Source organism: Stenotrophomonas sp. 57 (assembly GCF_030291075.1).
Classification (GTDB): Bacteria; Pseudomonadota; Gammaproteobacteria; order Xanthomonadales; family Xanthomonadaceae; genus Stenotrophomonas.
Map to the genome: position 1 here is coordinate 2,946,353 of NZ_CP127407.1, position 24,983 is coordinate 2,971,335.

Annotated in this window: 24 protein-coding genes; 11 read left to right on the forward strand and 13 right to left on the reverse strand. The window is 67.7% G+C overall.

Features of this window, described 5'->3' with window-relative positions:
* Positions 1 to 185: 185 nt before the first annotated feature.
* Positions 186 to 749 (reverse strand): hypothetical protein, encoded by a 564-nt coding sequence (locus QP512_RS13660; RefSeq protein WP_286072051.1) that lies wholly within the window; start codon positions 747 to 749, stop codon positions 186 to 188.
* A gap of 188 nt (positions 750 to 937) precedes the next feature.
* On the opposite strand from QP512_RS13660, the gene cysS reads away from it, so the two are divergent.
* The 3 genes from cysS to QP512_RS13675 are packed head-to-tail and all read left to right on the forward strand — an operon-like array spanning position 938 to position 4,065.
* The gene (gene cysS, locus QP512_RS13665) at positions 938 to 2,314 is read left to right on the forward strand and encodes a cysteine--tRNA ligase (protein WP_286069139.1); all 1,377 of its coding nucleotides are present in this window, start codon (positions 938 to 940) and stop codon (positions 2,312 to 2,314) included.
* Positions 2,315 to 2,368: 54 nt separating this feature from the next.
* Positions 2,369 to 2,821, forward strand: coding sequence for a SufE family protein (locus QP512_RS13670; protein WP_005410372.1), 453 nt, complete (start codon positions 2,369 to 2,371; stop codon positions 2,819 to 2,821).
* Complete coding sequence (locus QP512_RS13675; RefSeq protein WP_286069140.1) at positions 2,818 to 4,065, forward strand: MFS transporter; 1,248 nt, start codon at positions 2,818 to 2,820, stop codon at positions 4,063 to 4,065. Before QP512_RS13670 ends, QP512_RS13675 begins: the two co-directional genes overlap by 4 nt.
* Before the next feature lie 624 nt (positions 4,066 to 4,689).
* Here the strand turns inward: QP512_RS13675 and dksA are convergent.
* Positions 4,690 to 5,919 carry an RNA polymerase-binding protein DksA gene (dksA, locus tag QP512_RS13680; protein WP_286069141.1) on the reverse strand — a complete coding sequence of 410 codons (1,230 nt, stop codon included), beginning with the start codon at positions 5,917 to 5,919 and terminating at the stop codon, positions 4,690 to 4,692.
* Positions 5,920 to 6,190: 271 nt separating this feature from the next.
* On the opposite strand from dksA, the gene yidD reads away from it, so the two are divergent.
* From yidD to QP512_RS13695, 3 genes are read left to right on the forward strand one after another with little or no spacing between them, the layout of a single operon-like run.
* On the forward strand, positions 6,191 to 6,445 hold the full coding sequence (yidD, locus tag QP512_RS13685) for a membrane protein insertion efficiency factor YidD (RefSeq protein WP_005417723.1): 255 nt from the start codon (positions 6,191 to 6,193) through the stop codon (positions 6,443 to 6,445).
* Between the two features lies 1 nt (position 6,446).
* Positions 6,447 to 7,793, forward strand: a complete 1,347-nt coding sequence (locus tag QP512_RS13690; RefSeq protein ID WP_286069142.1) for a dihydroorotase — start codon at positions 6,447 to 6,449, stop codon at positions 7,791 to 7,793.
* A complete protein-coding gene (locus QP512_RS13695; protein ID WP_286069143.1) occupies positions 7,793 to 8,641 on the forward strand; it encodes a M23 family metallopeptidase in 849 nt (282 codons plus the stop codon). Before QP512_RS13690 ends, QP512_RS13695 begins: the two co-directional genes overlap by 1 nt.
* A gap of 132 nt (positions 8,642 to 8,773) precedes the next feature.
* Here the strand turns inward: QP512_RS13695 and QP512_RS13700 are convergent, their stop codons facing one another.
* The 5 genes from QP512_RS13700 to efp all read right to left on the reverse strand — a co-directional run bounded on the left by QP512_RS13700 (position 8,774) and on the right by efp (position 13,013).
* Entirely contained in the window at positions 8,774 to 9,478 is a 705-nt protein-coding gene (locus tag QP512_RS13700; RefSeq protein WP_286069144.1) for a squalene/phytoene synthase family protein, read from the reverse strand.
* Positions 9,479 to 9,489: 11 nt separating this feature from the next.
* On the reverse strand, positions 9,490 to 10,185 hold the full coding sequence (locus tag QP512_RS13705; protein WP_286069145.1) for a phosphoglycolate phosphatase: 696 nt from the start codon (positions 10,183 to 10,185) through the stop codon (positions 9,490 to 9,492).
* Positions 10,182 to 10,898, reverse strand: coding sequence for a bifunctional 2-polyprenyl-6-hydroxyphenol methylase/3-demethylubiquinol 3-O-methyltransferase UbiG (ubiG, locus tag QP512_RS13710; protein ID WP_188249615.1), 717 nt, complete (start codon positions 10,896 to 10,898; stop codon positions 10,182 to 10,184). The genes QP512_RS13705 and ubiG overlap by 4 nt, the downstream gene beginning before the upstream one ends.
* 25 nt (positions 10,899 to 10,923) lie before the next feature.
* Positions 10,924 to 12,267 (reverse strand): TRZ/ATZ family hydrolase, encoded by a 1,344-nt coding sequence (locus tag QP512_RS13715; protein ID WP_248853738.1) that lies wholly within the window; start codon positions 12,265 to 12,267, stop codon positions 10,924 to 10,926.
* Positions 12,268 to 12,446: 179 nt separating this feature from the next.
* On the reverse strand, positions 12,447 to 13,013 hold the full coding sequence (efp, locus tag QP512_RS13720) for an elongation factor P (protein WP_005410381.1): 567 nt from the start codon (positions 13,011 to 13,013) through the stop codon (positions 12,447 to 12,449).
* A 96-nt stretch (positions 13,014 to 13,109) separates the two neighbouring features.
* Here efp and epmB point away from each other — a divergent pair, with 96 nt between their 5' ends.
* On the forward strand, positions 13,110 to 14,150 hold the full coding sequence (gene epmB / locus QP512_RS13725; protein WP_286069147.1) for an EF-P beta-lysylation protein EpmB: 1,041 nt from the start codon (positions 13,110 to 13,112) through the stop codon (positions 14,148 to 14,150).
* A 13-nt stretch (positions 14,151 to 14,163) separates the two neighbouring features.
* Here epmB and QP512_RS13730 read toward each other — a convergent pair whose 3' ends face one another.
* Genes QP512_RS13730 through QP512_RS13740 form a run of 3 tightly spaced genes read right to left on the reverse strand, consistent with a single transcriptional unit; the run spans position 14,164 to position 18,036 of the window.
* Entirely contained in the window at positions 14,164 to 16,290 is a 2,127-nt protein-coding gene (locus QP512_RS13730; protein WP_286069149.1) for an EAL domain-containing protein, read from the reverse strand.
* On the reverse strand, positions 16,287 to 17,219 hold the full coding sequence (locus tag QP512_RS13735; RefSeq protein ID WP_286069150.1) for a phosphate/phosphite/phosphonate ABC transporter substrate-binding protein: 933 nt from the start codon (positions 17,217 to 17,219) through the stop codon (positions 16,287 to 16,289). The genes QP512_RS13730 and QP512_RS13735 overlap by 4 nt, the downstream gene beginning before the upstream one ends.
* Positions 17,220 to 17,265: 46 nt before the next feature.
* Positions 17,266 to 18,036, reverse strand: coding sequence for an RNA methyltransferase (locus tag QP512_RS13740; RefSeq protein ID WP_286069151.1), 771 nt, complete (start codon positions 18,034 to 18,036; stop codon positions 17,266 to 17,268).
* Between the two features lie 120 nt (positions 18,037 to 18,156).
* Here QP512_RS13740 and QP512_RS13745 point away from each other — a divergent pair, with 120 nt between their 5' ends.
* Positions 18,157 to 18,984, forward strand: coding sequence for an inositol monophosphatase family protein (locus tag QP512_RS13745; RefSeq protein ID WP_049440396.1), 828 nt, complete (start codon positions 18,157 to 18,159; stop codon positions 18,982 to 18,984).
* A gap of 632 nt (positions 18,985 to 19,616) precedes the next feature.
* Here the strand turns inward: QP512_RS13745 and htpX are convergent.
* On the reverse strand, positions 19,617 to 20,483 hold the full coding sequence (htpX, locus tag QP512_RS13750; RefSeq protein ID WP_286069154.1) for a protease HtpX: 867 nt from the start codon (positions 20,481 to 20,483) through the stop codon (positions 19,617 to 19,619).
* 93 nt (positions 20,484 to 20,576) lie between these two features.
* On the opposite strand from htpX, the gene gluQRS reads away from it, so the two are divergent.
* The 3 genes from gluQRS (at position 20,577) to phaR (ending at position 22,974) form a co-directional block, all read left to right on the forward strand.
* The gene (gluQRS, locus tag QP512_RS13755) at positions 20,577 to 21,497 is read left to right on the forward strand and encodes a tRNA glutamyl-Q(34) synthetase GluQRS (RefSeq protein WP_286069155.1); all 921 of its coding nucleotides are present in this window, start codon (positions 20,577 to 20,579) and stop codon (positions 21,495 to 21,497) included.
* A 17-nt stretch (positions 21,498 to 21,514) separates the two neighbouring features.
* On the forward strand, positions 21,515 to 22,255 hold the full coding sequence (gene phbB, locus QP512_RS13760) for an acetoacetyl-CoA reductase (RefSeq protein ID WP_286069156.1): 741 nt from the start codon (positions 21,515 to 21,517) through the stop codon (positions 22,253 to 22,255).
* 185 nt (positions 22,256 to 22,440) lie between these two features.
* Entirely contained in the window at positions 22,441 to 22,974 is a 534-nt protein-coding gene (gene phaR / locus QP512_RS13765; protein WP_286069157.1) for a polyhydroxyalkanoate synthesis repressor PhaR, read from the forward strand.
* 119 nt (positions 22,975 to 23,093) lie between these two features.
* Here the strand turns inward: phaR and QP512_RS13770 are convergent, their stop codons facing one another.
* The gene (locus QP512_RS13770) at positions 23,094 to 24,044 is read right to left on the reverse strand and encodes a TraB/GumN family protein (protein ID WP_286069158.1); all 951 of its coding nucleotides are present in this window, start codon (positions 24,042 to 24,044) and stop codon (positions 23,094 to 23,096) included.
* Position 24,045: 1 nt separating this feature from the next.
* Positions 24,046 to 24,975 carry a DUF1684 domain-containing protein gene (locus QP512_RS13775; protein ID WP_286069160.1) on the reverse strand — a complete coding sequence of 310 codons (930 nt, stop codon included), beginning with the start codon at positions 24,973 to 24,975 and terminating at the stop codon, positions 24,046 to 24,048.
* Positions 24,976 to 24,983: the final 8 nt, after the last annotated feature.

The window sequence follows — 24,983 nt, forward strand, 5'->3', positions numbered from 1 at the left end:
TTTTCGGACGAACAGCAAAAAGCTCCGGTTACCCAGCGAGAATGTGGGGTTCCGGTCGACGGGCACGCGAGGTCATGCCCGACGCCTGTCGGGCTGCGCTGCTGTCGTGCTGGAAGTCGGTGAGCTTCATGGCCGACAATCTTTGCATGCGGCCGGGGCCGGCGCAAGGGGCCGGGGCCACGGAATCAGGGATTGCCGGCGGCACCCTGCTCGGGGCCCACCCAGGGGGTGATCGAGACCCGGATCTTCAGCCGGTTGCCGGGGTCTTCCGGCAGCCGCGAGCGGTACTTGGTGCCCTTGTAGACGTAATCCACGTCATAGGCGATCGGCCGGCGGAACTCACGCCCCACCGGCACGATGCGGCAGTCGCGGGTCAGCATCGGACCGTTGTTGGCCGGTGCCGGGGCAGGCGTCTCGGCGGCGGTCTCCTCGGAGACCTCTTCATCGCTGCGCTTGAACATCGAGCGCACCGAGTCCCAGAAGCGGCTGATCCGGCCCTTGTCCTCGGCCGGCTCTTCACCGGTCACGTTGACCGGGGCCAGGGTACGGGTCGAGATCGGCTCGCAATGCTCCTCGGTGCGGGTCGCGCGCAGGGTCTGGAACACCGGCTCGACGTTCAGCACCTGCGCATAGTCGAACTTCACGTTCTCGACGATCACCACCCGGTTGCGCGGCTCGGCCTCCTGCGCCTGGGCCACGGCGGCCGTCGCCGACAGGCAGGCCAGGGTCAGCAACGCGGTGGATTTCAGTGGCGACGGGAGCAAGGACACGGCAATAGTGTAGGCAGTGACGAGCGCAAGGGGCTGAACATTACCCGTCCACGCCGCTCCTGCCCACCCCACCTTGGGTGGAGCCGGCGTCCACCGGTGGCAATCGGCGTCCCCAAAGGGGGCCGACACGTTCTAAAATCACAGGCTTGTCCCCCAGCCACAGCCCCATGACCCTGCGCCTGCACAACAACCTGACTCGCCAGCTCGAACCGTTCACCCCGCTCGATCCGGCCTGTCCGACCCTGTATGTGTGCGGCCCCACGGTCTACAACTACGTGCACATCGGCAACGCCCGCGGCCCGGTGGTGTTCGGGGTGCTGGCCGACCTGCTGCGGCGGCGTTTCGGCGCACTGCGCTACGCCCGCAACATCACCGACGTGGACGACAAGATCAACACCGCCGCGCACGAGCAGGGGGTGCCGATCAGCACCATCACCGACAAGTTCGCCGCCGCCTACCGTGAAGACATGGCCGCGCTGGGCGTGGTGCCGCCGGACATCGAGCCGGAAGTGACCGCGCACATGCCGCAGATCATCACCATGATCGAGCAGCTGATCGCCAACGGCCATGCCTATGCCGCCGAGGGCCACGTGCTGTTCGCGGTGGCCAGTTTCGACGGCTACGGCAAGCTGTCACGCCGCGACCCAGAAGAGATGCTGGCCGGCGCCCGTGTCGATGTCGCCCCCTACAAGCGCGATCCCGGCGATTTCGTGCTGTGGAAGCCCTCCACCGACGACCTGCCCGGCTGGGAATCGCCGTGGGGCCGTGGGCGCCCGGGCTGGCACATCGAATGCTCGGCGATGGCCGCCGCCCATCTGGGCGAGACCATCGACATCCATGCCGGCGGCGTCGACCTGCAGTTCCCGCACCACGAGAACGAGATCGCGCAGAGCGAATGCGCCCATGGCGGCAGGATCTTTGCCCGCTACTGGCTGCACAACGGCATGCTCAACTTCGGCGGCGCCAAGATGAGCAAGTCGCTGGGCAACATCGAGCGCGTGCATGACCTGGTGCGCCAGCATCCGCCGGAGGCGCTGCGCCTGGCCCTGCTGTCGGCCCATTACCGGCAGCCGCTGGACTGGTCCGACGGCCTGATCGAGCAGTCGGTGCGCACCCTGGACCGCCTGTACGGCACGCTGCGCGAGCTGGCATCGATCGAAGCCAGCGCGGTGATCCCGGCCAGCGTCGAGGCGACCCTGGATGACGACCTGAACACCCCGCAGGCGCTGGCCGAAGTGGCCCGCATCGCCGCCGAGGCGCGTCGTGCCACCGATCCGGCCGAACAGGCGCGCCTGAAGGGCGAGCTGCTCGGTGCAGGCCTGGCGCTGGGCCTGCTGCAGGCCGATCCGGCGCAGTGGTTCGGTACCGCCGCCGGCGATGAGGGTGATGATGCGCGCATCCAGGGCCTGATCGACGAACGCGCAGCGGCCAAGAAGGCGCGCGACTTCGCCCGTGCCGACGCCATCCGCGACCAGCTGGCCGCCGAAGGCATCGTGCTGGATGACACCCCGCAGGGCGTTCGGTGGTCGCGCAAGCGCGGCTGACCTGCCCTGCCCCGTGGCCGGTCCGCCGGCCACGCCCCCACCGTAGAGACTGTTGTGACCGACTCCCCGTTCCCGCTTGAACCCACCGCCGCCGAGGCCCAGACCGCCATCGCCGAGGAATTCGGCTTCTTCGGCGACTGGTCCGAGCGCTACCAGTACCTGATCGACCTCGGCCGCAAGCTGCCCGCCTTCCCGGACGAATGGAAGACCGAAGAGCACCGCCTGCTGGGCTGCCAGTCGATGGTCTGGATCGTGCCGGAAGGCAACGCGCAGTCGCTGCGCTTCCACGCCATCAGCGACTCGGCGATCGTCTCCGGACTGATCTTCCTGGCCCTGCGCGTGTACTCCGGGCGCTCGGCACAGGAAATCCTGGATACCGAGCCCAGCTACATCCAGGACATCGGGCTGGCCCGCCATCTGTCACCCACCCGCAGCAACGGCGTGGCGGCGATGCTGGCCTTCATCCGCGAGACCGCGCAGGCCCAGCTGCAGCGCGATCCGTCGTGAGCGAGCCTGCCACAGCCGAAGACACCGCGCTGGGCCTGCTGTCCCGGCCCGGTTTCGCCAAGCTGCTGGCCTACCGCATCTTCGCGATGCTGTCCTACCAGGTGGTTGCGGTCACCGTCGGCTGGCACATCTACGAAGTCACCCGCAATCCGTTCTCGCTGGGCCTGGTCGGCCTGGCCGAGGTACTGCCGTTCTTCTGCGTGGCGCCGTTCGCCGGCTATCTGGTCGACCACCTGCCGCGCCGCCGGCTGGGCATGGTCGCCTGTACCGGGCTGATCGCCACGGCGCTGGTGCTGACCGGCGTTGCCACCGGGTGGCTGCCGTTTGAAGGGGTGTGGCCGATCTATGCGGCCATCGCCCTGACCGGCATGGTCCGTGCGTTCCTCTCGCCCATCTACAACGCGCTGTTCGCCCGCGTGCTGGCGCGCGACCAGTTCGCACGTGGCGCCGGGCTCGGCGCCGTGGTGTTCCAGGCCGGCATGGTCGCCGGCCCGGCGCTGGGCGGCGTGCTGGTCGGCTTCGGCGGCAAGGGCCTGTCCTACGCGGTGGCCACGGGCTTCGCGCTGGTGGCGATGGCCTGCCTGGCCACGCTGAAGGTGGAAGAACCGGTGCATACCGGCCCGGCCGCCCCGATCTTCAAGAGCATCGCTGAAGGCGCGCGCTTCGTGGTCGGCAACCGGATCATGGTCGGGGCGATGGCACTGGACATGTTCTCGGTGCTGCTGGGCGGCGTGGTGGCGATGCTGCCGGCGTTCCTGCACGAAATCCTGCACCACGGCCCGGAAGGCCTGGGCATCCTGCGCGCGATGCCGGCGCTCGGTTCGGTGTGCGTGGGCCTGTGGCTGGCGCGCCACCCGCTGCACCGCAATGCCGGCCGCGTGCTGCTGTTCGCGGTGGCGGGGTTCGGCCTGTGCGTGATCGGCTTCGGGCTGTCGCAGCACTTCTGGCTGTCGGCGCTGATCCTGCTGTTCTACGGGGCGTTCGACGGCGTGTCGGTGGTGATCCGCTCGACCATCCTGCAGCTGGCCACGCCGGAGGAAATGCGCGGGCGGGTATCGTCGATCAACGGCATCTTCATCAGTTCGTCCAACGAGCTGGGCGCGTTCTATGCCGGCACCATGGCCCGTCTGCTGGGACTGGTACCGGCGGTGGTGCTGGGTGGGTTCGCGGTGCTGAGCGTGGCCGGGATCACCGCGTGGAAGAACCCGACGCTGCGGAAACTGAATCTTCGCGACCTGCAGTGAACCTGTAGAGCCGAGCCCATGCTCGGCTGCGCATTTCCGTGCGCCCACGTACCGGTAGCGCCGGGCCATGCCCGCCTGGCTCTTTCCGCGACCGCGGCGGGGTGTCACTTTCCTTGCGCGCGCACCGTGCTGCAGGAGCAGCGCGGAACGGCGCAGCCGGCCCGCAGGGTGGCGCACATGGATGTGCGCCATCAAGAAAGTCACTCAAGAAACACGCGGCCATCCGCGAGCCGGCGCTGTGCGCCGGTGCCCTGTGCTCGTCGGTGAATCAGGGGATGGTGCCGAACTCGCTGCGCTCGAACGGCGGCGCCTCTTCGCCCCTGATTCGCCTGCGGTGCTCGGCTCGCTACAAGGCGGACCCAACACAGCCGCGAGCCCACGCATGACCGCTCCTGGCGGAGCCAAGCCCTGCTTGGCTGTTCTTGCCCTTGCTTTTCCCTACCCTCCGCCTTCGGACCGAGCCGAGCATGGGCTCGGCTCTACAGCGGCCGCGCGCGCACGAAAGCGTCGAGAGCCTGCGGTGGGTCCGATACCCGGAAGGCGCTGCCCTTCGCAGCCAACCCGAACCCAACAAAAAACCCGGCCGAGGCCGGGTTTTTCGCATGACCATACAACGAGCAGGAATCAGTCGCCCTGCTGCTTCTGCAAGTGCTCCCAACGCTCCTGGGCGTCGATGGTGCGCTCGGCGGTCAGGCGCGCTTCGAGGCGCTCCAGGCCGATTTCTTCACCGGTGTCGACGCAGTAGCCGTAGTCGCCCGCTTCCAGGCGCTTCAGGGTGCTGTCGATCTTGCCGATCAGCTTGCGGTAGCGGTCGCGGGTACGCAGTTCCAGCGAGTTCTCGGTCTCGCGGGTCGCACGCTCGGCTTCATCGCCGATGTCACGCACTTCCTCGCGCAGGTTCTCGATGGTCTGCTTGGACTCCTCCACCAGGTCCGCACGCCAGTTCTGCAGGCGCTGGCGGAAGTACTCCTGCTGCAGCGAGCTCATGTATTCCTCTTCCGAGGACGGCTTGTAGCCAGCCGGCAGGATCGGGCGGCCGGTGGCCTCGTCGGTCTTGTACTCGACCACCTTGTACTTGCTGCGCGGGGCCGGTGCCGCCGAGCGGGCGGCGACGGCCACGGCAACCTTGCCGACAGGGCGCGACACGGTCTTCGGGGCGGAATCGGATTTCACGGCGGTTTTGGCAGGCGATTTCGAAACGGGCACGGGATTCTTGGATTGCGGGGCCTTCGAAGCGGCAGGAGCGGCGGCCGGGGCCGGCTTTGGGGCCGGTTGGGCTGCCGCCACTGCCACGGTCTTGGCCGGGACAGGCTTGGCCGGAGCCGGCTTGGCAGCAGGCTTCGGTGCGGACTTCACTACTGGGGCCGGGGCCGACTTCGCGGCCGGCGCGGCAACATTCTTGGCAACCTTCTTTACAGCGGCAGGCGTGGCGACCGGTTTAGCCGTAGCGACCTTCTTTGCTACGGGCTTGGCGACCGGCTTGGCCGCCGCCTTCGTCAACGCCGCCTTCGGCGCCGGCTTGGCCGCTGCCTTCTTCGCCACCGGCTTGGCGGCAGCCTTCTTGACCGGCGCGGCCTTGCTGGCGGCCTTCTTCACCACCGGCGCCTTCTTGCTGGCAGCGGCAGGCTTGGCCTTGGCGGGCGCAGCGGCCTTCTTCGCCACCGGCTTGGTTGCCTTGACCGGCGCCTTCTTTGCGGTGGCCTTCCTGGCCGCCGGTTGCGAGGACGCTGCCTTGGTCGCCGGCTTGCTGGCCGGTTTCCTGGCAACGGGCTTTGCCGCCAACTTCTTCACAACAGGCTTGGCGGTTTTCTTGGCGGCCGTTGCGGCCTTCTTTGCAGTTTTTTTAGCAGCCACGAAACGCTCTTCCTTGGATTCCCCGGGGCCCGGGAAAGCGGGCCTTTATAGCCTACCCGACCCGCAGCAGCAACCTCGGCATCCCGCTCCATTCAGTCCTGGAGTCAAGGTGCCCAAGGGGCAGTCCGACGAACACGGACCGCCTTGCGCGGCACGGAACCTGGCCAGCACCCGAGAGTGCTGGTACCGGTCGCAGGCCATCGGCGACATGCGACCAACGGCCCATCCTGCACAAATGCGGCCTTCATGCCAACTGGCATAAGATGACTGGGTGATCTCGCGCCTGCTCATTGCCCTGCTGCGCTTCTACAAGCGCTTCATCAGCCCCCTGCTGGGGCCGCGTTGCCGTTTCGTGCCGAGCTGTTCTGAATACGCGATGGATGCCATCTCCCGACACGGTCCGCTGCGTGGCAGCTGGCTGGCTGCGCGCCGGCTGGGCCGCTGCCATCCGTTCCATCCCGGCGGCTTCGACCCGGTACCCGAATCCACCCACGCCCCCTCTTGCCGTTGCACAGGAAAACACTGACATGTCCTCCACCCTCATCACCAACGCCCGGATGGTCAACGAAGGCCGCACCTTCGACGGCGACCTGCGCATCGAGAACGGCCGCATCGCGCAGATCGGCAGCGGGCTGACGCCGCGCGACGGCGAGCAGGTGGTGGACGCGGCCGGGCGCTGGCTGCTGCCCGGCATGATCGACGACCAGGTACATTTCCGCGAACCGGGCCTGACCCACAAGGGCGACATCGCCAGCGAATCGGCGGCGGCCGTGGCCGGTGGCCTGACCAGCTTCATGGACATGCCCAACACCAATCCGCCGACGCTGGATTCGACCATCCTTGAGGCCAAGTACGAACTGGCGCGCGGCCGCGCCTGGGCCAACTACGGCTTCTACCACGGCGCCAGCAATGACAACCTGGACGCGATCCGTGCGCTGGACCCGAAGAAGGCCCCGGGCGTGAAGGTGTTCATGGGTGCGTCCACCGGCAACATGCTGGTGGACAACCCGGAAACGCTGGACGCGATCTTCCGCGAATGCCCGACCCCGATCATCACGCACTGCGAAGACACGCCGATGATCGATGCCAACCTGAAGGCCTTCCAGGAAAAGTACGGTGATGCCCTGACGCCGGACATGCACCCGGACATCCGTTCGCGCGAAGCCTGCATCAAATCCACTCGCCTGGCCATGTCGCTGGCACGCAAGCACGGCACCCGCCTGCACGTGCTGCACATCTCCACTGCCGATGAGCTGGCGCTGTTCGAGAAGGGCCCCCTGATCCGCGCTGACGGCAGCCGCAAGCAGATCACCGCCGAGACCTGCGTTCACTTCCTGCACTTCGCGCGCCCGGATTACGCGACCAAGGGCAACCTGATCAAGTGCAACCCGGCGATCAAGGAAGTATCCGACCGCGAGGCGATCACCGCCGCGCTGGCCGACGACGTGCTGGACGTGCTGGCCACCGACCACGCGCCGCATACCTGGGAAGAGAAGCAGAAGCCCTACGCTCAGGCGCCGTCGGGCCTGCCGCTGGTGCAGTACGCACTGGTGGCCGCGCTGGAGCGCGTGCACGAAGGCAAGCTGACCCGCGAGCAGGTGGTGCAGAAGTTCGCGCACGCACCGGCACAGCTGTTCGACGTGGAAGAGCGCGGCTTCCTGCGCGAAGGCTACTTCGCCGACCTGGTGCTGGTCGAAGACGTGCCGTTCACGGTCAAGCGCGAAGACGTGCTGTCCAAGTGTGGCTGGTCACCGTTTGAAGGCACGACCTTCCGTTCGCGCATCGCCTCCACCTGGGTCAACGGCCAGCTGGTGTGGGACGGCAGCAAACTGGTCGGCGAGCCGGCCGGCCAGCGCATGACCTACGACCGCTGATGCGCGCGGCTCTCCTGACCGGAGCGCTGCTGCTGGCGGCGCCCCTGCTCTGCACACCTTCGGCAAGCGCGCAGGATGCCATCGGCAGCCTGATCGACAGCCGCGTGGTGTTTCCGGCCAGCGCGTCGCAGGGCGCACTGGTGATCGGCAAGGTGCCCGCTGGCAGCCGCGTGCAGTACGCCGGCCGCCAGCTGCGGGTGAGCAACTACGGCAGCGTGGTGTTCGGCATCGGCCGCGACGAGAAGGGTCCGTTGCGCGTGCAGGTGCAGCGCGCCGACGGTGGCAGCGAAACCGTGACCATCGCGGTGACGCCGCGTGACTGGCCGACCGAGCGGGTCAACGGCGTGCCGCCGAAGACGGTCAATCCGCCGCCGGCGATCGCCGAGCGGATCAAGCGCGAACAGGCGCAGGTGACCGCCGCGCGCGCGCGCGATGACGACCGCACCGACTTCACCCAGACCTTCATCTGGCCGGTGCAGGGTCGCATCAGCGGCCGCTTCGGCAATGCGCGCGTGTACAACGGCCAGCCCGGTGCCGGCCATTCCGGCATGGACATCGCGGTGCCGACCGGCACCCCGGTGAAGGCACCAGCGGCCGGCGTCGTCACCTTCGCCGGCCCGGACCTGTACCTGACCGGCGGCACGCTGCTGCTCGACCACGGCTTCGGCGTCAGTTCCAACTTCCTGCACCTGTCGCGCATCGACGTGAAGGTGGGCGACCGTGTGGAACAGGGCCAGGTGATCGCCGCGGTCGGCGCCACCGGTCGTGCCACTGGCCCGCACCTGCACTGGGGCATGAACTGGTTCGACACCCGTATCGACCCGCTGCTGGTGCTGGAGCGGAAGTAACGCCCATCGCCCGGCGCGGTGGTGAGCCGCTGTTGTAGAGCCGAGCCCACGCTCGGCTGTCGCGCAGAGATGAGCCGAGCATGGGCTCGGCTCTACAGACAGCATTCAACAACCGCGCGAGGTAGCGCCGGATCAACCGCGCGCAGCCCACCACACGCGCAGCAGGGTGCGCACCGGGGTGGCTTCGATCGGCTTGCCTGCGGCCTGCGCCGCCACGCGGGCGCGCGCCAGGCTGGACCACACGCGGCGCGGGCGCGGCCCGGGTACGCGGCTGCCCCATCCCTTCAGCAGGTACTGCGCCCAGCGCTGCGCGGCGGTGCTGGAATCCTCATCCAGCAGGCTGCGCGGCACACCGGCCACGCCGGCGTCCTGCAGGCGCTGCGCCAGGGTCTGCAGCTGCACGGCACGGCCGGCGCCGGTGCGCGGCGTGTCGTTGAACAGCACCGCTTCCACCGCGGCGACCGCGTCGGCGTAGTTGGCCAGCGCGCGCTCGGCGCTGGCCGCATCCAGCGCGACCGTGCGCGCTTCGACCAGATCCGGCAGGGCTTCGGCCAGCTGCGCCCACGGCGCACGCACCGGCTCCAGCAAACGACCCAACGGGTGGCGCGACCGGTGCGAAGCCCAGCTGCGCAGCTCCTCGCCCCACCAGGCCAGCTTGGCATCGGCCGGCAGCGGGTCGCCACTGGTGTTGAGCATGTCGTCGAATTCCTGCAGCAGCGCGAACCACGCCACGGCAAGCTCGCGTTGCGATTCGGCCACGAACGGGGCGGCCACCGACCATTCCGGCCAGCGGCTGCGCCACTTGTCGAGGAAACTGTCCAGCGCGGTACTGCTCACTACGTCATTCCTTACGGCTGGGCCGGGGTTGCCGGCCGGGTCGGCCAGAGGCTGGCCAGTTGCAGAAGCCCGGCGTTCTCGACCAGCACGTCGGCCTGCCAGGCCAGGGGGTCGTCGCTGTGCAGGCGGTAACCCCACAGCGCCGCCACCGACGGCATGACGGCAGCGCGTGCGGCGATGATGTCGCGCTCGTCGTCGCCCACGTACACGCAGTCCTCGGCAGCAATGCCGATGGCCTGCGCAGCGTGCAGCAGCGGCAGCGGATGCGGCTTGCGCTCGGCCAGGCTGTCGCCGCCCACCAGCACCGCACAGCGCTGCTGCCAGCCGTACTGCGGCACGATCAGCCGCGCCAGGTACTCCGGCTTGTTGGTGACGATTCCCCACACCGTACCGGCGGCATCCAGTGCAGCAAGCATGTCTGCAACGCCATCGAACAGTACCGCGTGCTGCCCGATCAACGCCTCGTAGCGCTGCAGGAACTCCGGAATCAGCGCATCACGCGCCGCCGTGTCCAGTTCGGGGAAGGCTGCCGAGACCATCGCACGCGAGCCCTTGGACACCACCGGGCGCAGCAGCGCCGGATCGATCGGCGCACGGCCACGCTCGGCCAGCATCGCATCACAGGTGGCGACGAAGTCCGGCGCACTGTCCAGCAACGTGCCGTCCAGGTCGAACAGCACCGCACGCGGGAAACCGGCGGAGGTCATGCCGGCTTGACCGCGTAGGCCAGGTAGTTGATGTCGGTGCGGCTGCTCAGGCGGGCGTGGTTGCGCCACGGCTCGTAGGCCATGCCGCTGACATCCACCAGCTGCAGGTCGGCCTCGCGCAGCCAGCGCGCCAGCTCGGCCGGCTTGATGAATTCCTGGTAGTGATGGGTGCCCTTGGGCAGCAATCGCGCCACGTACTCGGCACCGACAATCGCTACCGCGAAGGCGGCGGCGGTGCGGTTGATGGTCGACAGGAACAGGTGGCCACCCGGCTTCAGCAGACGCTTGCAGGCCTCGATGATCGCGCCCGGGTCCGGCACGTGCTCGAGCATTTCCATGCAGGTGACCACATCGAAACTGCCCGGCTGCTCGGCGGCCAAGTCCTCGGCGGCCTGGACGCGATAATCGACCTTGGCGCCGCTTTCCAGCGCGTGCAGGCGTGCGACCTTGACCAGTTCCGGGGCCAGGTCGATGGCGGTGACGTCGGCACCGGCCTGGGCCAGCGCCTCGCTCAGCAGGCCGCCACCGCAGCCGATGTCGAGCACACGGGCACCGCGCAGTGGCACGCGGTCGGCCACGTACTTCAGCCGCACCGGGTTCAGCGCATGCAGCGGCTTCTGCGGGCCGTCAGCGTCCCACCAGCGGTTGGCCAGCGCGGCGAACTTGTCCAGCTCGGCCTGATCGAAATTGGAGGATGCGTGGGGGGCAGTCATGGGGTAGTCCTTGCAGCGCCAGGGTTCAGGCGCGGATATGACGGATACGCTCGCGCCACTGGCGCGCGTTGGCGATGATGCCCGGCAGGTCCATGCCGACCAGCTCGCGCTGCACCAGCTTCGGCTTGCCGGCAATCCAGACATCGCTGACCTGCTGGCGGCCGGTGGCATACACCAGCTGCGACAGCACGTTGTGCAGCGGCTGGGTTTCCAGCGCCGACAGGTCGACGCAGACCAGGTCGGCCTGCTTGCCGACCTCGATCGAACCGATGCGGTCACCGAAGCCCAGCGCGCGGGCGCCGCCCAGCGTGGAGGCACGCAGCGTGGTGGCTGCATCCAGCGCGGTGGCGTCGTCGGCCACGGCCTTGGCCAGGATGGCCGCCGTGCGGTTCTCGCTGAACATGTCTAGGTCGTTGTTGCTGGCGCAGCCGTCGGTGCCGATCGCCAGGTTCACGCCTGCGCGCTGCAGGGCGCAGGCCGGGCAGAAACCGGAGGCCAGCTTCAGGTTCGATTCCGGGCAGTGCACCACGCTGACGCCACGTTCGGCGCACAGGTGGATTTCCGCGTCGGTCAGCTGGGTCATGTGCACCGCGATCAGGCGGTCGTTGACCAGGCCGAGGCGATCCAGCCGCGCCAGCGGGCGCTGGCCGTGCAGCTTGATCGAATCGTTGATTTCCTGCGCGGTCTCGTGGGTGTGCAGGTGCACCTGCATGTCGAGCTGGTCGGACAGCATCCGCACCCGCTCGAAATTGGCATCGTTGACCGTGTACGGTGCGTGCGGCGCGAACGCGGTGCCGATCAGCGGATCGGTGCGCCACTGGTCGTGCAGTTCACCGGCCTTGGCGAAATACTCGTCGTCGGTCTTGGCCCAGGCGGTGGGAAAATCGATGATGACCGCGCCAACCAGCGCGCGGAAACCGTGCTTCTTGTAGACCGCGGCCTGCACGTCGCCGAAGAAGTAGTTCTCGTTGGCGCAGGTGGTGCCGCCGCGCAGCATCTCGGCGATGGCCAGAGTGGTGCCGTCGGCAACGAATTCGGGGCCGATTACCGCTGCTTCCACCGGCCAGATGTGCTGCTGCAGCCAGGTCATCAGCGGCAGGTCGTCGGCGACGCCGCGCAGCAGGGTCATCGGGTTGTGCGTGTGCGCGTTGACCAGGCCCGGCATCAGCGCGGCCTCGGGGCGGCTGACCACCTGTGCGGCACGGAAGCGCGCACGCGCCTCGGCACGCGGCAGGATCGCGATGATCTCGCTGCCACGCACGGCCACGGCATGGTCTTCCAGCACCACCGCATGCGGCTCGATCGGAACGACGTAACCGGCTTCGATGAGCAGGTCGCAGGCTTCGGGGAGGTGCGGGCTATCGCTCATGCGGGCTCACTGGCTGGGGGGCGGCCTGATGGGAGGCGCCTGACGGGAGGCGGTAGCGCCGGGCCGTGCCCGGCGGCTGTCCGTTGCGGCGTCATGGACGCCGGCAACGGGTTCCGGGTTATGCCCGGAAAGCCGAGCATGGCTCGGCTCTACAGTATGGTCGGCCTGCGGCCGGAACCTTACTTGACGCGTGCGGAGTATTCGCCCGAACGGGTATCGACGCGGATCACTTCGTCCTGGTTGACGAACAGCGGCACGCGGACCACGGCGCCGGTTTCCAGGGTGGCCGGCTTGCCGCCGCCGCCCGAGGTGTCGCCACGGACGCCCGGATCGGTTTCAGTGATCTTCAGTTCGACGAAGTTCGGCGGCTGCACGAAGATCGGCTCACCGTTCCACAGGGTGACCACGCAGGACTCTTCGCCCTTCAGCCACTTCTCGGCGCCGCCCATGCCGGCCTTGGTGGCCTGGACCTGCTCGAAGGATTCCGGGTCCATGAAGTGCCAGTACTCGCCATCGCTGTACATGAAGTTCATGTCGGTATCGACGACGTCGGCTGCATCCAGCGAGTCGGTCGACTTCATGGTCACTTCCTGGGTGCGGCCGTCCTTGATCAGGCGGTACTTCACGCGGGTGAAGGCCTGGCCCTTGCCCGGCTTGACGTATTCGGTGTCGATGATGACGGCCGGTTGGTTGTTGACCAGGATCTTCATCCCGTTCTTGACGTCGTTCATGCCGTAGCTGGCCATGCGTAAACTCCTGAGTGGCAAAAACGCCGCGGGTGCGGCGAGCCGTTAGAATGGAAAGCCCACCGGATGCCGGTGGGCGACTGTTTTTCTGCCCCCATGATAACCGCAGGCCCCCTCTCCATGCAGCTTTCCGCCTTCCCCCGGCCCCAGTCGCCAGGCGCGCCCGCGCGCTGGCAGCAGCTCTGGCGCCAGGCGCTGCGCGACCCGCAGGCCCTGCTGGTCCGGCTGCAGCTGGACCCGGCCGCGCTGGGCGTCTCGGAGGCGGCCGTGGCCCAGTTCGCGCTGCGCGTGCCGGAGGGCTTCGTGGCACGCATGCGCAAGGGTGATCCGGCCGATCCGCTGCTGCGGCAGGTACTGCCGATCGACGAGGAAATGCGGCCTGCGCCCGGGTTCAGCTTCGATGCGGTGGGCGATGGCGCGGCCAAGAAGGCCACCGGCGTCATCCAGAAGTACCGCGGCCGCGCCCTGCTGGTCGCCACCGGCAGCTGCGCGATCAACTGCCGCTACTGCTTCCGCCGCCACTTCGACTATGGCGCGGAAAACGCCGCCAAGGGCGGCTGGCAGGAGGCCGTAGCCGCCATCGCCGCCGACCCGGACATCGACGAGTTGATCCTGTCCGGCGGTGACCCGCTGTCGCTGGCCACGCACAAGCTGGCCGAGCTGACCGACGCCCTGCGCGCGATCCCGCATATCCGCCGCCTGCGCATCCATACCCGTCTGCCGATCGTGCTGCCGGAGCGCGTGGACGAGGAACTACTGGCCTGGCTGGGCAGCCTGCCGTGGCCGCTGGCGATCGTGGTCCACGCCAACCATGCCAATGAATTCGATGCCAGCGTGGACGCGGCGATGGCGCGCCTGCGCGGCACCGGCGTCCAGCTGCTGAACCAGGCGGTGCTGCTGCGCGGGGTCAACGACAGCGTGCAGGCGCTGCAGGACCTGAGCGAGCGCAGCTTCGCCGCCGGCGTGCTGCCCTACTACCTGCACCAGCTGGACCGGGTCGAAGGCGTGGCCCACTTCGAAGTGGATGATGCCCAGGCCAAGGCCCTGGTTGCCGGGTTGACCGCGCGCCTGTCCGGTTACCTGGTTCCCAAGCTGGTGCGCGAACTGCCGGGCGACCCGAGCAAGCGGCCGCTGTAATCCGGGGGCGGGGTCAGAGCCCCGACTCGATCATCCGTACCACTTCAGTAGCGGTGACCGGGTGGCTCAGCCAGTAGCCCTGCCCCAGATCGCAGCCACGCTGCGCCAGCAGCTCGAACTGCGCCTGCTGCTCGATGCCCTCGGCCACCACCGTGATGCCCAGCGCGTGGGCCATGGCGATGATCGCCGTGGTCAGCGCCAGATCGTCGGGATCACGCTGCATGTCGGCCACGAAACTCTTGTCGATCTTGACCCCGTCCACGGGCACCTGGCGGAGGTGGCTGAGGCCGGAGAAACCGGTGCCGAAATCATCCAGCCACACTTTCACGCCGGTGCGGTGCAGCTTGTCCAGCAGCTGCGCGGCGACCATTTCGTCACCTATCACTGCGGTCTCGGTCAGCTCCAGGTGCAGGCGCGACGCTGGCAGCGCGGATTCATGCAGGCATTGCGCGACCAGCGCCGGCAGCTCGCCGCCGCGCAGCTGTCGCGGCGATACATTGACCGACACGAACAGATCATCACCGGCCGCGCCGCGCGGCCACTGCGAGGCCTCCATGCAGGCCGCACGCAGCACCTTCGGGCCGATGATCTCGATCAGCCCGCTCTGCTCGGCCACTTCGATGAAGACCGACGGCGGGATCGTTCCCAGCGTCGGATGCTGCCAGCGCAGCAGCACTTCCACGCCGACCATGCGGCGGTCGCGCATGCGGAAGATCGGCTGGTAGGCCAGCCGCAGCTCGCCGCGCTCCCAGGCCCCGCGCAGCTCCTGTTCCATGTGCACGCGGCGCTCGACCGCATGGTCCATCGCCCGGCTGTAGTAGCGGTAGCAGTTCTTGCCGGCCATCTTCGCCTGGTACATCGCGATGTCGCCGTTCTTCAGCAGCGTGGTCGCATCGGCGGCATCGTCGGGGAACAGGGTCACGCCGATCGAGGTACCCAGGAACAGCTCCCTGCCCTGCACCACCAATGGCTTGCCCAGCTCGCGCACCAGCACTTCGGCCAGTAGCCGTGCGTTGGCAGCCACATCGCCGTCGCCGACCAGGATCACGAATTCGTCGCCGCCGAAGCGCGCCAGCAGGGTCTCGTCACCGCCCGCTTCCTTGACCGCGCGGCCGATGCGCTGTGCGAACTGCAGCAGCGCCTCATCGCCGGCTTCATGGCCGAGCGTGTCGTTGACCCGCTTGAAATCGTCGATGTCGGCGAACAGCAGGCCCAATCGATGGTTGGCGGCGCGTGCGGCCATCAACCGATGATCCAGCGCTTCGCGGAAGGCCAGCCGGTTGGTCAGCCCGGTCAATGCATCGGTGTAGGCCATGTGCCGCACTTCACGGTCGTGGCGGGCGATCGCATCGCGCATGCGGGCGAAGCCGCGCACCAGCTCACCCACTTCGTCGTCACGGGTGTTCTCGGTCAGCGGGGTCTGGTAGTCCCCCGCCTCGATGCGGCGCGCGGCCACGGCGAGATCGCGGATCGGCGCGACCAGCGTGCGCTGCACGTACAGGATCACCACCACGCCGATCACCACCAGCAAGCCCAGCATCAGCAGCAACCATCCCAGGTGCCGGCTGCCGACCAGCTGCAGGCGCTCGCCAAGGGTCGCATTGGCCGCCTGTTCGCGTTGTTGCACCTCGTCCAGCGCCATGCCCACGCGGACGCCGCCGATGCGCTGGTTGCCGACCCTGATCGGCATCGTGTTGTCCAGCACCTTCGGCGATTCCTGTACCAGCAACGCCTGCGCCGCCGCCGCCCTGGGCGCCAGCGGATCGGCCATCGGCTGGCCGAATCCGGAGACCTCGACCGAACCGTCGTGCACCAGCCGGCCGCGCTCGTCGAACACCAGTACATAGCGCACCACCGGCTGTCGGGCCGTACTGCGCACCAGTACGCCGACCTGGTCCAGGTCGCGGTAATACAGCGGGTTGGCCAGCGCATCGGACAACTCGCGCGCCATCGCCTCGCCGCGGCTGCGCACGCTGCGATCGAACAGTTCATGGATGACGCCACCGCTGAGGGTGCGCACCTCGCTCTGCATCGCCGCCTGGCGCCCCAGCAGCACTGCCAGGATCGCGACCACAACGAGCATTGCTCCGCCCATCGCCAGCAGGAACCGGGCCTGCATCCCCGAGCCGAGCCACTTCATTCCACTTCCATCCGCACGCGCGTCAATCCTTGTTTCAATTCATCCAACCGCTGCTGCGCATGCGCATCGACACGGTGGAAACCGGAAGTGCCAAAAAAACGATGCAACGCGCCCTGTGCCTGCGGGTCGCTGGCCGCCTGCAGCAGGACATCCTGCAGGCGATCACGCACCCGGGCATCGAGGTCGGCGCGGACCACCTCCACTGCTCGTGGATACGGCTCGGTGCGCAGCAGTTCGCGGAAATCACGCCGGAACGCGGCCGGCACCCGCCGCTCGTCGTTCCAGTCCACGCTGCTCACCGCCCCCACATCCACCATCCCCTTGTGCACGTACGTGGCGATGTTCAACTCGCTGCGCGCGAACACATATCCCACGCTGTCGCGTCCTGGCACGTCCCAGACCCCGGCCAGGATCTGCGGCGACAGGCCATGTTCCAGCAGGGTCATCACCGGCACCAGGTAGGCACTGGTGGAGGCGGTGTTCTGCAGCGCCAGGCGGTGGCCCCGCAGCTCCTGCATCCGCTGGATCGGGCTGTCGCGCCGCACGAAGAACACCGTCTGGTACTCACGCACCCCGTTGCGCTCGGTCAGCAGCAATGGCCGTGCGCCGCTGCGCTGGCCCAGCGCCACCGCCGTGCCGGAGGTTTCCGTGACCCAGTCGACCCGCCCCCGCCGCAGATAGCTGGCCATCTGCTGCGGATCGCGTGCCATCAGGATCCTCCCCTCCTTGATGCCAACGTCGTGCATGCGCGCCACTACATAGTCCAGCAACGGCTGCAGCTGCTCGTAATGGGCCTTGGGATCATCGCTGATCCGGCCCAGCACCAGCACTTGGTCCGGTGCTGCACGCACCGTTCCGGCGAGCAGGACCATGGCCAGGCTCAGCAGTCCCCCCTGCATTGCCTTTCGCAGACCCGACACAGATGTCATTCCCCCTGGGTATCCGGACAGACTACCCGAAAAAATGAGACCGTCGTCAGCTGTCCTTGTTGCCCGCCTGGGCCAGCCGCGCCATGCGCAGGGTGTCGGCGAGGATGCCGCGCAGCAGGCGCACTTCCTGCTCGCTCGGTTCGCTGCGCAGGAACAGGCGGCGCAGCTTGCGCATCGCCGATTCCGGCGCGCGGCCCTTGTGGAAATCGATCTCGTCCAGGGTGTCGCCAAGCTGGGCGAAGAAGCTTTCCATCTGCTCATGACTGGCCGCCTGCTCGCGGAAGCCCGGCTCGGCCTCGCCCGCCGGCTGCGCACCCAGCAACTGCATGCGCGTTTCATAGGCCAGCACCTGCACGGCGGCCGCCAGGTTGAGCGAGCTGAACGCCGGGTCTGACGGGATATGCACCGCCGCATGGCAGAGCTGCAGTTCCTCGTTGGTCAGCCCGGTGCGCTCGCGCCCGAACACCAGCGCCACCTCGGCCCCCTCACCGGCCTTGGCCACTGCACGGGCCGCGGCATCGGCCGGCAGGTACTCCTCCAGCTGGACGCGGCGGGCACGGGCGGTGCAGCCCAGCACCAGGCGGCAATCGGCCACGGCCTCGGCCAGGGTCGCCACCACCGGGGCGTCCCCCAGCACGTCTTCGGCACCGGCCGAGCGGCGGAAGGCCTCCTCGTCCAGCGGTCTTTCGGGGGCGACCAGCACCAGGCGGGCCAGGCCCATGGTCTTCAGGGCACGGGCGGCGGCCCCCATGTTGCCGGGGTGCTGGGTACCGACCAGGACGAATCGGAGGCGGGTGGCGGCGGGAAACTGGGACATGAACAGGGAAAAGGTCGAGCTGGACGATGACCAATGGTAAACTGTGCGGCCGGCCACTGCGCCGGACCCGCTCTTTTCCCCCGCCAGTCCATCTCTTCTGCCTTTCCGGGAGCCCACGCCATGCAGAAACCCGCCGTCACCGTCATGGTCAAGGCCGCCCGCCTCGCCGGCAACGTCCTGTTGCGCAACATCAACAAGCTCGAGGCACTGAACGTGGTGCAGAAGGGCCGGATGGACTACGCCAGCGAAGTGGATGCGGACGCGGAAAAGGTCATCGTCAAGGAACTCAAGCGCGCCTACCCGGACTACGGCATCTTCGGTGAAGAAGGTGGTGTGCAGGGCGAGCGTCGCCAGATGTGGGTCATCGATCCCCTGGACGGCACCAGCAACTACCTGCGCGGCGTGCCGCACTACTGCGTGTCGATCGCCCTGGTCGAGAACGGCGAGCCGACCGATGCGGTCATCTTCGACCCGCTGCGCAATGAGCTGTTCACCGCCAGCCGTGGCGCCGGCGCCGTGCTGAACGACCGCCGCATCCGCGTGGCCGACCGCAAGGATCTGGATGGCACGATGATCCACACCGGTTTCGCCCCGCGCGAACGCAGCCGCGCCAGCGCCCAGCTGAAGGCAGTCGACGCCCTGCTGGTGCACGGCGAGGACATCCGTCGCACCGGTTCGGCCGCGCTGGACCTGGCCTACGTGGCCTGCGGCCGTGCCGATGCATACTTCGAAGCCGGCGTGAAGGCGTGGGACATCGCCGCCGGCCTGCTGCTGGTCCGCGAAGCGGGCGGCAAGGTCTGCGACTTCAAGGGCGCGACCCTGGGCCGCATGGACAACCGCGGCCCGGAGACCCATCAGATTGTGGCCGGCAACCTGAAGGTGGCCGAGTCGCTGCAGAAGGTGCTGGTGAACACCGGCTACGCGGCGGAGTTCGACGCGAAGTTCTGAGATTCCGTGTAAAGCGGTTCATGGGGACGGCACCTGCGAAGGTGCCGTTTTCGTATCCGCGGTGATCGTGCTTGTCACTTTCTTTGCTCGTGCAAAGAAAGTAACCAAAGAAACACGCCGCCAGGGCGCGAGCCGTACCCTGCGCTCCTCGGTCCGTCGAGGGACGGTGCGGGAACTCGCTGCGCTCAGACACCCGCACCTCTTCGCCCTCGCCGGACCTGCGGTGCTCGGCTCGCTCAAGGCGGGTCCCAAGGTCAAATGCCACAGCTGCACCCAGTAGATCCACGCCACGTGTGGATGCTGTTGATCTTGATCTTGATCTTCCAGTCCGCCTTGAGCGAGCCGAGCATCGCAGGGGAATCAGGGGCGAAGAGGCGCCGGTGTCTGAGCGCAGCGAGTTCGGCGCCTTCCCCTGATTCACCGAGAAGCGCAGGGTACCGGCGCGTAGCGACGGCTCGCGGCCGGCGGAGCGTTTCTTTGGTTACTTTCTTTGCGCGCAAAGAAAGTGACACCCCTCCGCGGTCGCGGAAATGATCCTAGGCATCGCCTGGCGCCACCAATGCGTGCGCGCACAAACAAAAACGCCCGGCGCGCGGCCAGGCGTTCCTGCACTACCGTGGAGGCACGGAGGCTTACGCCACCGTCGAAGCCCGCAGCGCGGCGATGCGCTCTTCCAGCGGCGGGTGGCTCATGAACAGCTTCTTCGCCGTCGAACCGGCAATACCGAACGCGGCGATCTGGGTCGGCAGTGTGCTCTGGCCGTGGTTCAACTGCAGGCGCTCCAGCGCGGCGATCATCTTCTGGCGGCCAGCCAGCGAGGCACCGCCTGCATCGGCGCGGAACTCGCGGTGGCGCGAGAACCACATCGAGATCATGGTGGCGAACAGGCCGAACACCATCTCCAGCACGAACACGATGATGTAGTAGGCGAAGCCACGGCCGCCGCCTTCGCGGTTGCCCGACAGCGCGCTGTCGATGATGCCGCCCACCACGCGCGCCAGCACGATCACGAAGGTGTTCAGCACACCCTGCAGCAGCGCCATGGTAATCATGTCACCGTTGGCGACGTGGGCGATCTCGTGGCCCAGCACCGCTTCGGCCTCGTCCTCGCTCATGTTGTGCAGCAGGCCGGTGGACACCGCGACAAGCGCGTTGTTGCGGTTGGCGCCGGTGGCGAAGGCATTGATCTCCGGGCCCTCGTACACAGCCACTTCGGGCATGCCGATGCCGGCCGCCTTGGCCTGGCGCTCGACGGTGGCCAGCAACCAGCGTTCGGTCTGGTTGCGCGGCTCGGTGATCACCACCGCACCGGTGGAGCGCTTGGCCATCCACTTGGACAGCAGCAGCGAGATCAGGGAGCCACCAAAGCCAAAGATCGCGGCCATGACCAGCAGGCCACTCATCTGGTTCGAACTGACCCCCAGCAACGACATCACGATGCTGGCGAGGATCAGGACCGCGAAGTTGGTCGCCAGGAACAGGGCAATGCGGGTAAACATGGGAAAATCCGGCTCGGAAGGGGTCGATACCGGTCAATTTGCGGTGTGGTCAGCTTGAATTCAAGCGCCAACCTGACCGACGATTCAGCCAGCATGACCTCCCCTATTCCCTGCGGCCGCTTCGCGCCTTCGCCGACCGGCCTGCTCCACCCCGGATCCCTGCTCGCCGCCTTCGGCAGCTGGCTGCTTGCACGCCATCACGGAGGCCTCTGGCGGCTGCGGGTCGAAGACGTCGACCCACCGCGCACCGTGCCCGGTGCCGCCGAGGCACAGCTGCAGGCGCTGGCGGCATTCGGCCTGGCCCACGATGGCCTGATCGTCTGGCAGAGCGCGCGCGGCGACGCCTACCAGGCCGCGCTGGACGTGCTGCTCGCCAGCGACCAGGCCTTTGTCTGCCACTGCAGCCGCAGCGACCTGGCCGCCAGCGGCGGCATCCACCATCGCTGCGTGGCCCGGCAGCCGCGACCGGACCCGGCGGTCCGCTTCCGCGTGCTGCCCGGCAGCGTCGTGGCTTTCGACGATGGCCTGCGCGGTCCTCAGCAGCAGGATGTGCATGCCGAGGTCGGCGACTTCGTACTGCGCCGCGCCGATGGCTGCTGGGCCTACCAGCTGGCAGTCGTGGTCGATGACGCCGCGCAGGGCGTGACCGAAGTGGTGCGCGGTGCCGACCTGCTCGACTCCACGGCACGGCAGATCCTGCTGCAGCAGGCATTGGGGCTGGCAGTGCCGCGCTACTGGCACCTGCCGCTGCTGCTCGATGCCCCGGGCCACAAGCTGTCCAAGTCGCTGGCGGCGCTGCCAGTGGACAGTTCGCACCCGCTGCCCGTGCTGCGCCAGCTCTGGCAGCTGCTCGGCCAGGCACCTGAAGCGCTGGAACCTGCGCACGATCTGGATACGCTGCTGGCGGCCGCCCGCAATGCCTTCGACCCAGCGCGGCTGCCACGTACCGACATCCTGCTGCCAGCCGGCGCACTTTCCGCGCCGATGTTGCAGAATCCCCCTTCCCCCACCTGATACCCGGACAGCACTCCATGACATCTCGCGTCGCACTGGTCACCGGCGGAACCGGCGGCATCGGTACCGCCATCTGCCAACGCCTGGCCGACCAGGGCCACCGGGTCGCCACCAATTACCGCGATGAGGCCAAGGCCCGCGCCTGGCAGCAGGCGATGGCCGAACGCGGTTACAGCGTGTCGATCTCCCCGGGCGATGTCTCCGATCCGGGCAGTGCCGAAGCACTGGTGCGTGCAGTCGAGGCCGAACTGGGCCCGGTCGAGATCCTGGTCAACAATGCCGGCATCACCCGCGACACCACCTTCCATCGCATGCGCGTGGACCAGTGGCACGATGTGATCAACACCAACCTCAATTCGGTGTTCAACGTCACCCGCCCGGTCATCGAAGGCATGCGCCGGCGGGGTTGGGGCCGGGTCATCCAGATCAGCTCGATCAACGGCCTGAAGGGCCAGTACGGGCAGGCCAACTACGCGGCCGCCAAGGCCGGCATGCACGGCTTCACCATCTCGCTGGCCCGCGAGAACGCCGGCTTCGGCATTACCGTCAACACCATTTCGCCCGGCTACGTGGCCACCGACATGGTGATGGCGGTGCCGGAAGACGTGCGCGCCAAGATCGTCGCCGACATTCCCACCGGGCGCCTCGGCAAGCCGGAGGAAATCGCTTACGGGGTGTCGTTCCTGGTGGCGGAGGAAGCCTCGTGGATCACCGGCAGCAACCTGGACATCAATGGCGGCCATCATATGGGTTGGTAAGCCGCGCTGGCGGCCTTAGCGGCGCACGCTCGCCGACCCTGCCGATGGTCATGCTGCGCAGCACGCAAACCCTTGCTGCGCAACATGATCCCCCGTGAAAGCCAAGCCTGGCGGGGGCTGAGGCGGTTGCAACGGCTGCTGCACTGCGCCATGCTGCGCATCTACTGTGACGAGTGACCGCTTCAATGGCTGCGACCCGCATCATCAAGAAGTATCCGAACCGCCGTCTCTACGACACCGAGATCTCCAGCTACATCACCATCGAGGACGTGCGCCAGCTGATCCTGGACGGTGAAGACTTCGAAGTCCGCGACGCCAAGAGCGGCGACGACCTCACCCGTTCGGTCCTGCTGCAGATCATCGCCGACCAGGAACAGGACGGCGAACCGATGCTGTCCACCCAGCTGCTGAGCCAGCTGATCCGCTTCTACGGCGATTCGCTGCAGGGCTTCATGGGCAACTACCTGGAGCGCAGCATGCAGGTCTTCCTCGACCAGCAGCAGCAGTTCCGCCAGCAGATGGGCAACCTGCTGGGCCAGACCCCATGGGCGATGATGAACCAGTTGACCGAGCGCAACCTGGAACTGTGGCAGGAATTCCAGCGCAACATGGGCACCGGTTTCGGCGGCTCGCGCCCGGGTGGCACGGGTACCGGCACCGGCAACAAGCCCAACGAACCCGGTACGGGCACCGGCACCGGCGGCAAGACCCGTCGCTGAGCCGCCACCCCGGCGGATACGAGAACGGCGCGCCCCTGGGCGCGCCGTTTTGTTTTGCATGCCGGAATCGTGGTCACCCGGCGTCCGGTGGAGTCGACTGCCAGTCGACTCCACCATCTTCAACGCTTCGCCTTGCACCCCGTGCACACGCGTTCAACCTTGTAGCCTTTGGCCTTCAGCTTCTCGACCACGCCATCGTTGCCAAGCAGGTGCAGCGTACCGACCACCACCAGCGTGCCACCCTGCCCGGCCTGCAGGTACGGCAGCAGCTTCGGCACCCAGGCATCGTTGCGGCCGGTGTTGATGCGCTGGTACAGCTGCGGGTACTGCTGGCGCATTTCCGCGGCCATCTTCGTCCACAACAGACGCTCATCGCCGCGCCGCCAGGCATCGTGCAGCTGGCGCGCCTGCTCATCGCCCTTGCCCGCCTGATCCAGCGCCTCGGACAGCATCTGCCGCTGCTCCTGCGGGGTCATGCCGTCGAGCATGCCGATCTGGGTGTCGATGTCTTCCAGCCCCGCAGTCTTGCGGCCGGTCTTCTGTGCGCGCTCCATGAAGTGACGGTCCAGGCCCAGTGCCGGGTCCAGGCCCATCTTCTGCATCTGCCCGACCGAAATGCTCAGGCCGACGAACCAGGGCTTCATGCCCTGCATCTGCGCCAACGGCAGCTTGTTCTCGGATGCAAACGCCTGCAGCTTCTGCCAGGTAGCGGCATCGAGATCACGCTTGAGCTCGCTGCCATCGGTGCGGACCGCTGTCTGCACCATGCGGCTGGCCAGCTGCGGCGATTGCATGTCTTCCGGTGACAGTTCGAACACGACCCGCTGCGAGGCCGCGAAGGCCTGTTCGACGTCGGGCGACAGCGGGTAGTCCTGCGGCTTCAGCAGGTGGAATGACCCCAGCAGGTACAGGCGCGCGTCACCCGGGCCGGTCACCTTCCACAGCAGCGGCACTGGCGGCTTTGCTGCTGCGCCAGAGGTGTCGGCTTGCACGGTACGAGCGGCAACCAGTGGTGCCAGCGCAAAGGCCACCAACAGAACGGCGGCACGCAACAGGGTTCTGATCGTCATATCAGCCTTCTCCTTCAGGCAGGTGGTAGGCCTTCTCGCCCGCTTCCACGCGTAGATCCAACCGGTTTTCCGGCGGCGCCAGCGGGCACGTGGCATAGGCGGTGAATGCACACGGCGGGTTGTAGGCATGGTTGAAATCGATGCGTACCGTGCCGTCGGCAGCAGGCGCATCGGTATCCAGGTAGCGACCGGCCGGATAACTGCCACGGCCGCTGGTGCGGTCGGCAAAGATCAGGAACAGCGGCTGCCCGGTGGCTCCGATCGCTTCCAACCGCCATGTGCGGCCGTCGCGTTCGAATTCGACCGCGCCCGCATTGGGCATTTCGGTGGTCAGGCCGGTGATGTCGACAATGGGCAGGGTCTTGCCCACCGAATGCGGGATGAAGCGCGCCTGCACCTGCCAGTCCGGGCCACCCGGCCAGTACTCCAGCCCGGCGAAATCACGGCGCGCCGGCGCATCGGCATGCTTGACCCGCAGCGCATCACGCGGCCCGCGCCGGATGATGCTTAGCTGGCCCTTGCCACCGTCGAAGGCCAGCAGCGTCGGCTGCGGATCCTTGTCGGTGTCGACGCGGATGCGGCCGTGCACCGGCTGGCCATCATGGCTGACATCGACGCCGGCTTCGGGGGTGAACCACCATTGGCTGCCCTCGCGGCGCAGCAGGCCCAGCTTGTCCGGGCCGACCGCCAGGCGGATGCCATTGGTGGCGCCGCTGCCGACGAAATGCGATTTGTTCTGCAGCCAGTGCAGGCCAACCAGGGCCGTCCAACCATCAGGCCGGGTCAGGTCCTGGTAGCGCGCCACGCGCCATTGCTGCTGCGTGGCCGCGTAGGCCGGATCTTCAGTGACCTTCGGCACCGGCGCTGTCGCCGGGCTGCAGGCAACCAACACCAAAGCGGCCAGCAGGCCGCCCATTCCCCGATAACGCATCGATGCTC

Bases quoted from the DNA above. Each gene is read 5' to 3' on its own strand.
- QP512_RS13770 (WP_286069158.1), bottom strand. From the start codon at position 24,044: ATGACGATCAGAACCCTGTTGCGTGCCGCCGTTCTGTTGGTGGCCTTT.
- QP512_RS13690 (WP_286069142.1), top strand. From the start codon at position 6,447: ATGTCCTCCACCCTCATCACCAACGCCCGGATGGTCAACGAAGGCCGC.
- phbB (WP_286069156.1), top strand. From the start codon at position 21,515: ATGACATCTCGCGTCGCACTGGTCACCGGCGGAACCGGCGGCATCGGT.
- htpX (WP_286069154.1), bottom strand. From the start codon at position 20,483: ATGTTTACCCGCATTGCCCTGTTCCTGGCGACCAACTTCGCGGTCCTG.
- QP512_RS13730 (WP_286069149.1), bottom strand. From the start codon at position 16,290: ATGAAGTGGCTCGGCTCGGGGATGCAGGCCCGGTTCCTGCTGGCGATG.
- cysS (WP_286069139.1), top strand. From the start codon at position 938: ATGACCCTGCGCCTGCACAACAACCTGACTCGCCAGCTCGAACCGTTC.
- gluQRS (WP_286069155.1), top strand. From the start codon at position 20,577: ATGACCTCCCCTATTCCCTGCGGCCGCTTCGCGCCTTCGCCGACCGGC.
- QP512_RS13735 (WP_286069150.1), bottom strand. From the start codon at position 17,219: ATGACATCTGTGTCGGGTCTGCGAAAGGCAATGCAGGGGGGACTGCTG.
- QP512_RS13715 (WP_248853738.1), bottom strand. From the start codon at position 12,267: ATGAGCGATAGCCCGCACCTCCCCGAAGCCTGCGACCTGCTCATCGAA.
- QP512_RS13705 (WP_286069145.1), bottom strand. From the start codon at position 10,185: ATGACCTCCGCCGGTTTCCCGCGTGCGGTGCTGTTCGACCTGGACGGC.
- epmB (WP_286069147.1), top strand. From the start codon at position 13,110: ATGATAACCGCAGGCCCCCTCTCCATGCAGCTTTCCGCCTTCCCCCGG.
- efp (WP_005410381.1), bottom strand. From the start codon at position 13,013: ATGGCCAGCTACGGCATGAACGACGTCAAGAACGGGATGAAGATCCTG.
- ubiG (WP_188249615.1), bottom strand. From the start codon at position 10,898: ATGACTGCCCCCCACGCATCCTCCAATTTCGATCAGGCCGAGCTGGAC.
- QP512_RS13740 (WP_286069151.1), bottom strand. From the start codon at position 18,036: ATGTCCCAGTTTCCCGCCGCCACCCGCCTCCGATTCGTCCTGGTCGGT.
- QP512_RS13745 (WP_049440396.1), top strand. From the start codon at position 18,157: ATGCAGAAACCCGCCGTCACCGTCATGGTCAAGGCCGCCCGCCTCGCC.
- QP512_RS13695 (WP_286069143.1), top strand. From the start codon at position 7,793: ATGCGCGCGGCTCTCCTGACCGGAGCGCTGCTGCTGGCGGCGCCCCTG.
- QP512_RS13775 (WP_286069160.1), bottom strand. From the start codon at position 24,975: ATGCGTTATCGGGGAATGGGCGGCCTGCTGGCCGCTTTGGTGTTGGTT.
- phaR (WP_286069157.1), top strand. From the start codon at position 22,441: ATGGCTGCGACCCGCATCATCAAGAAGTATCCGAACCGCCGTCTCTAC.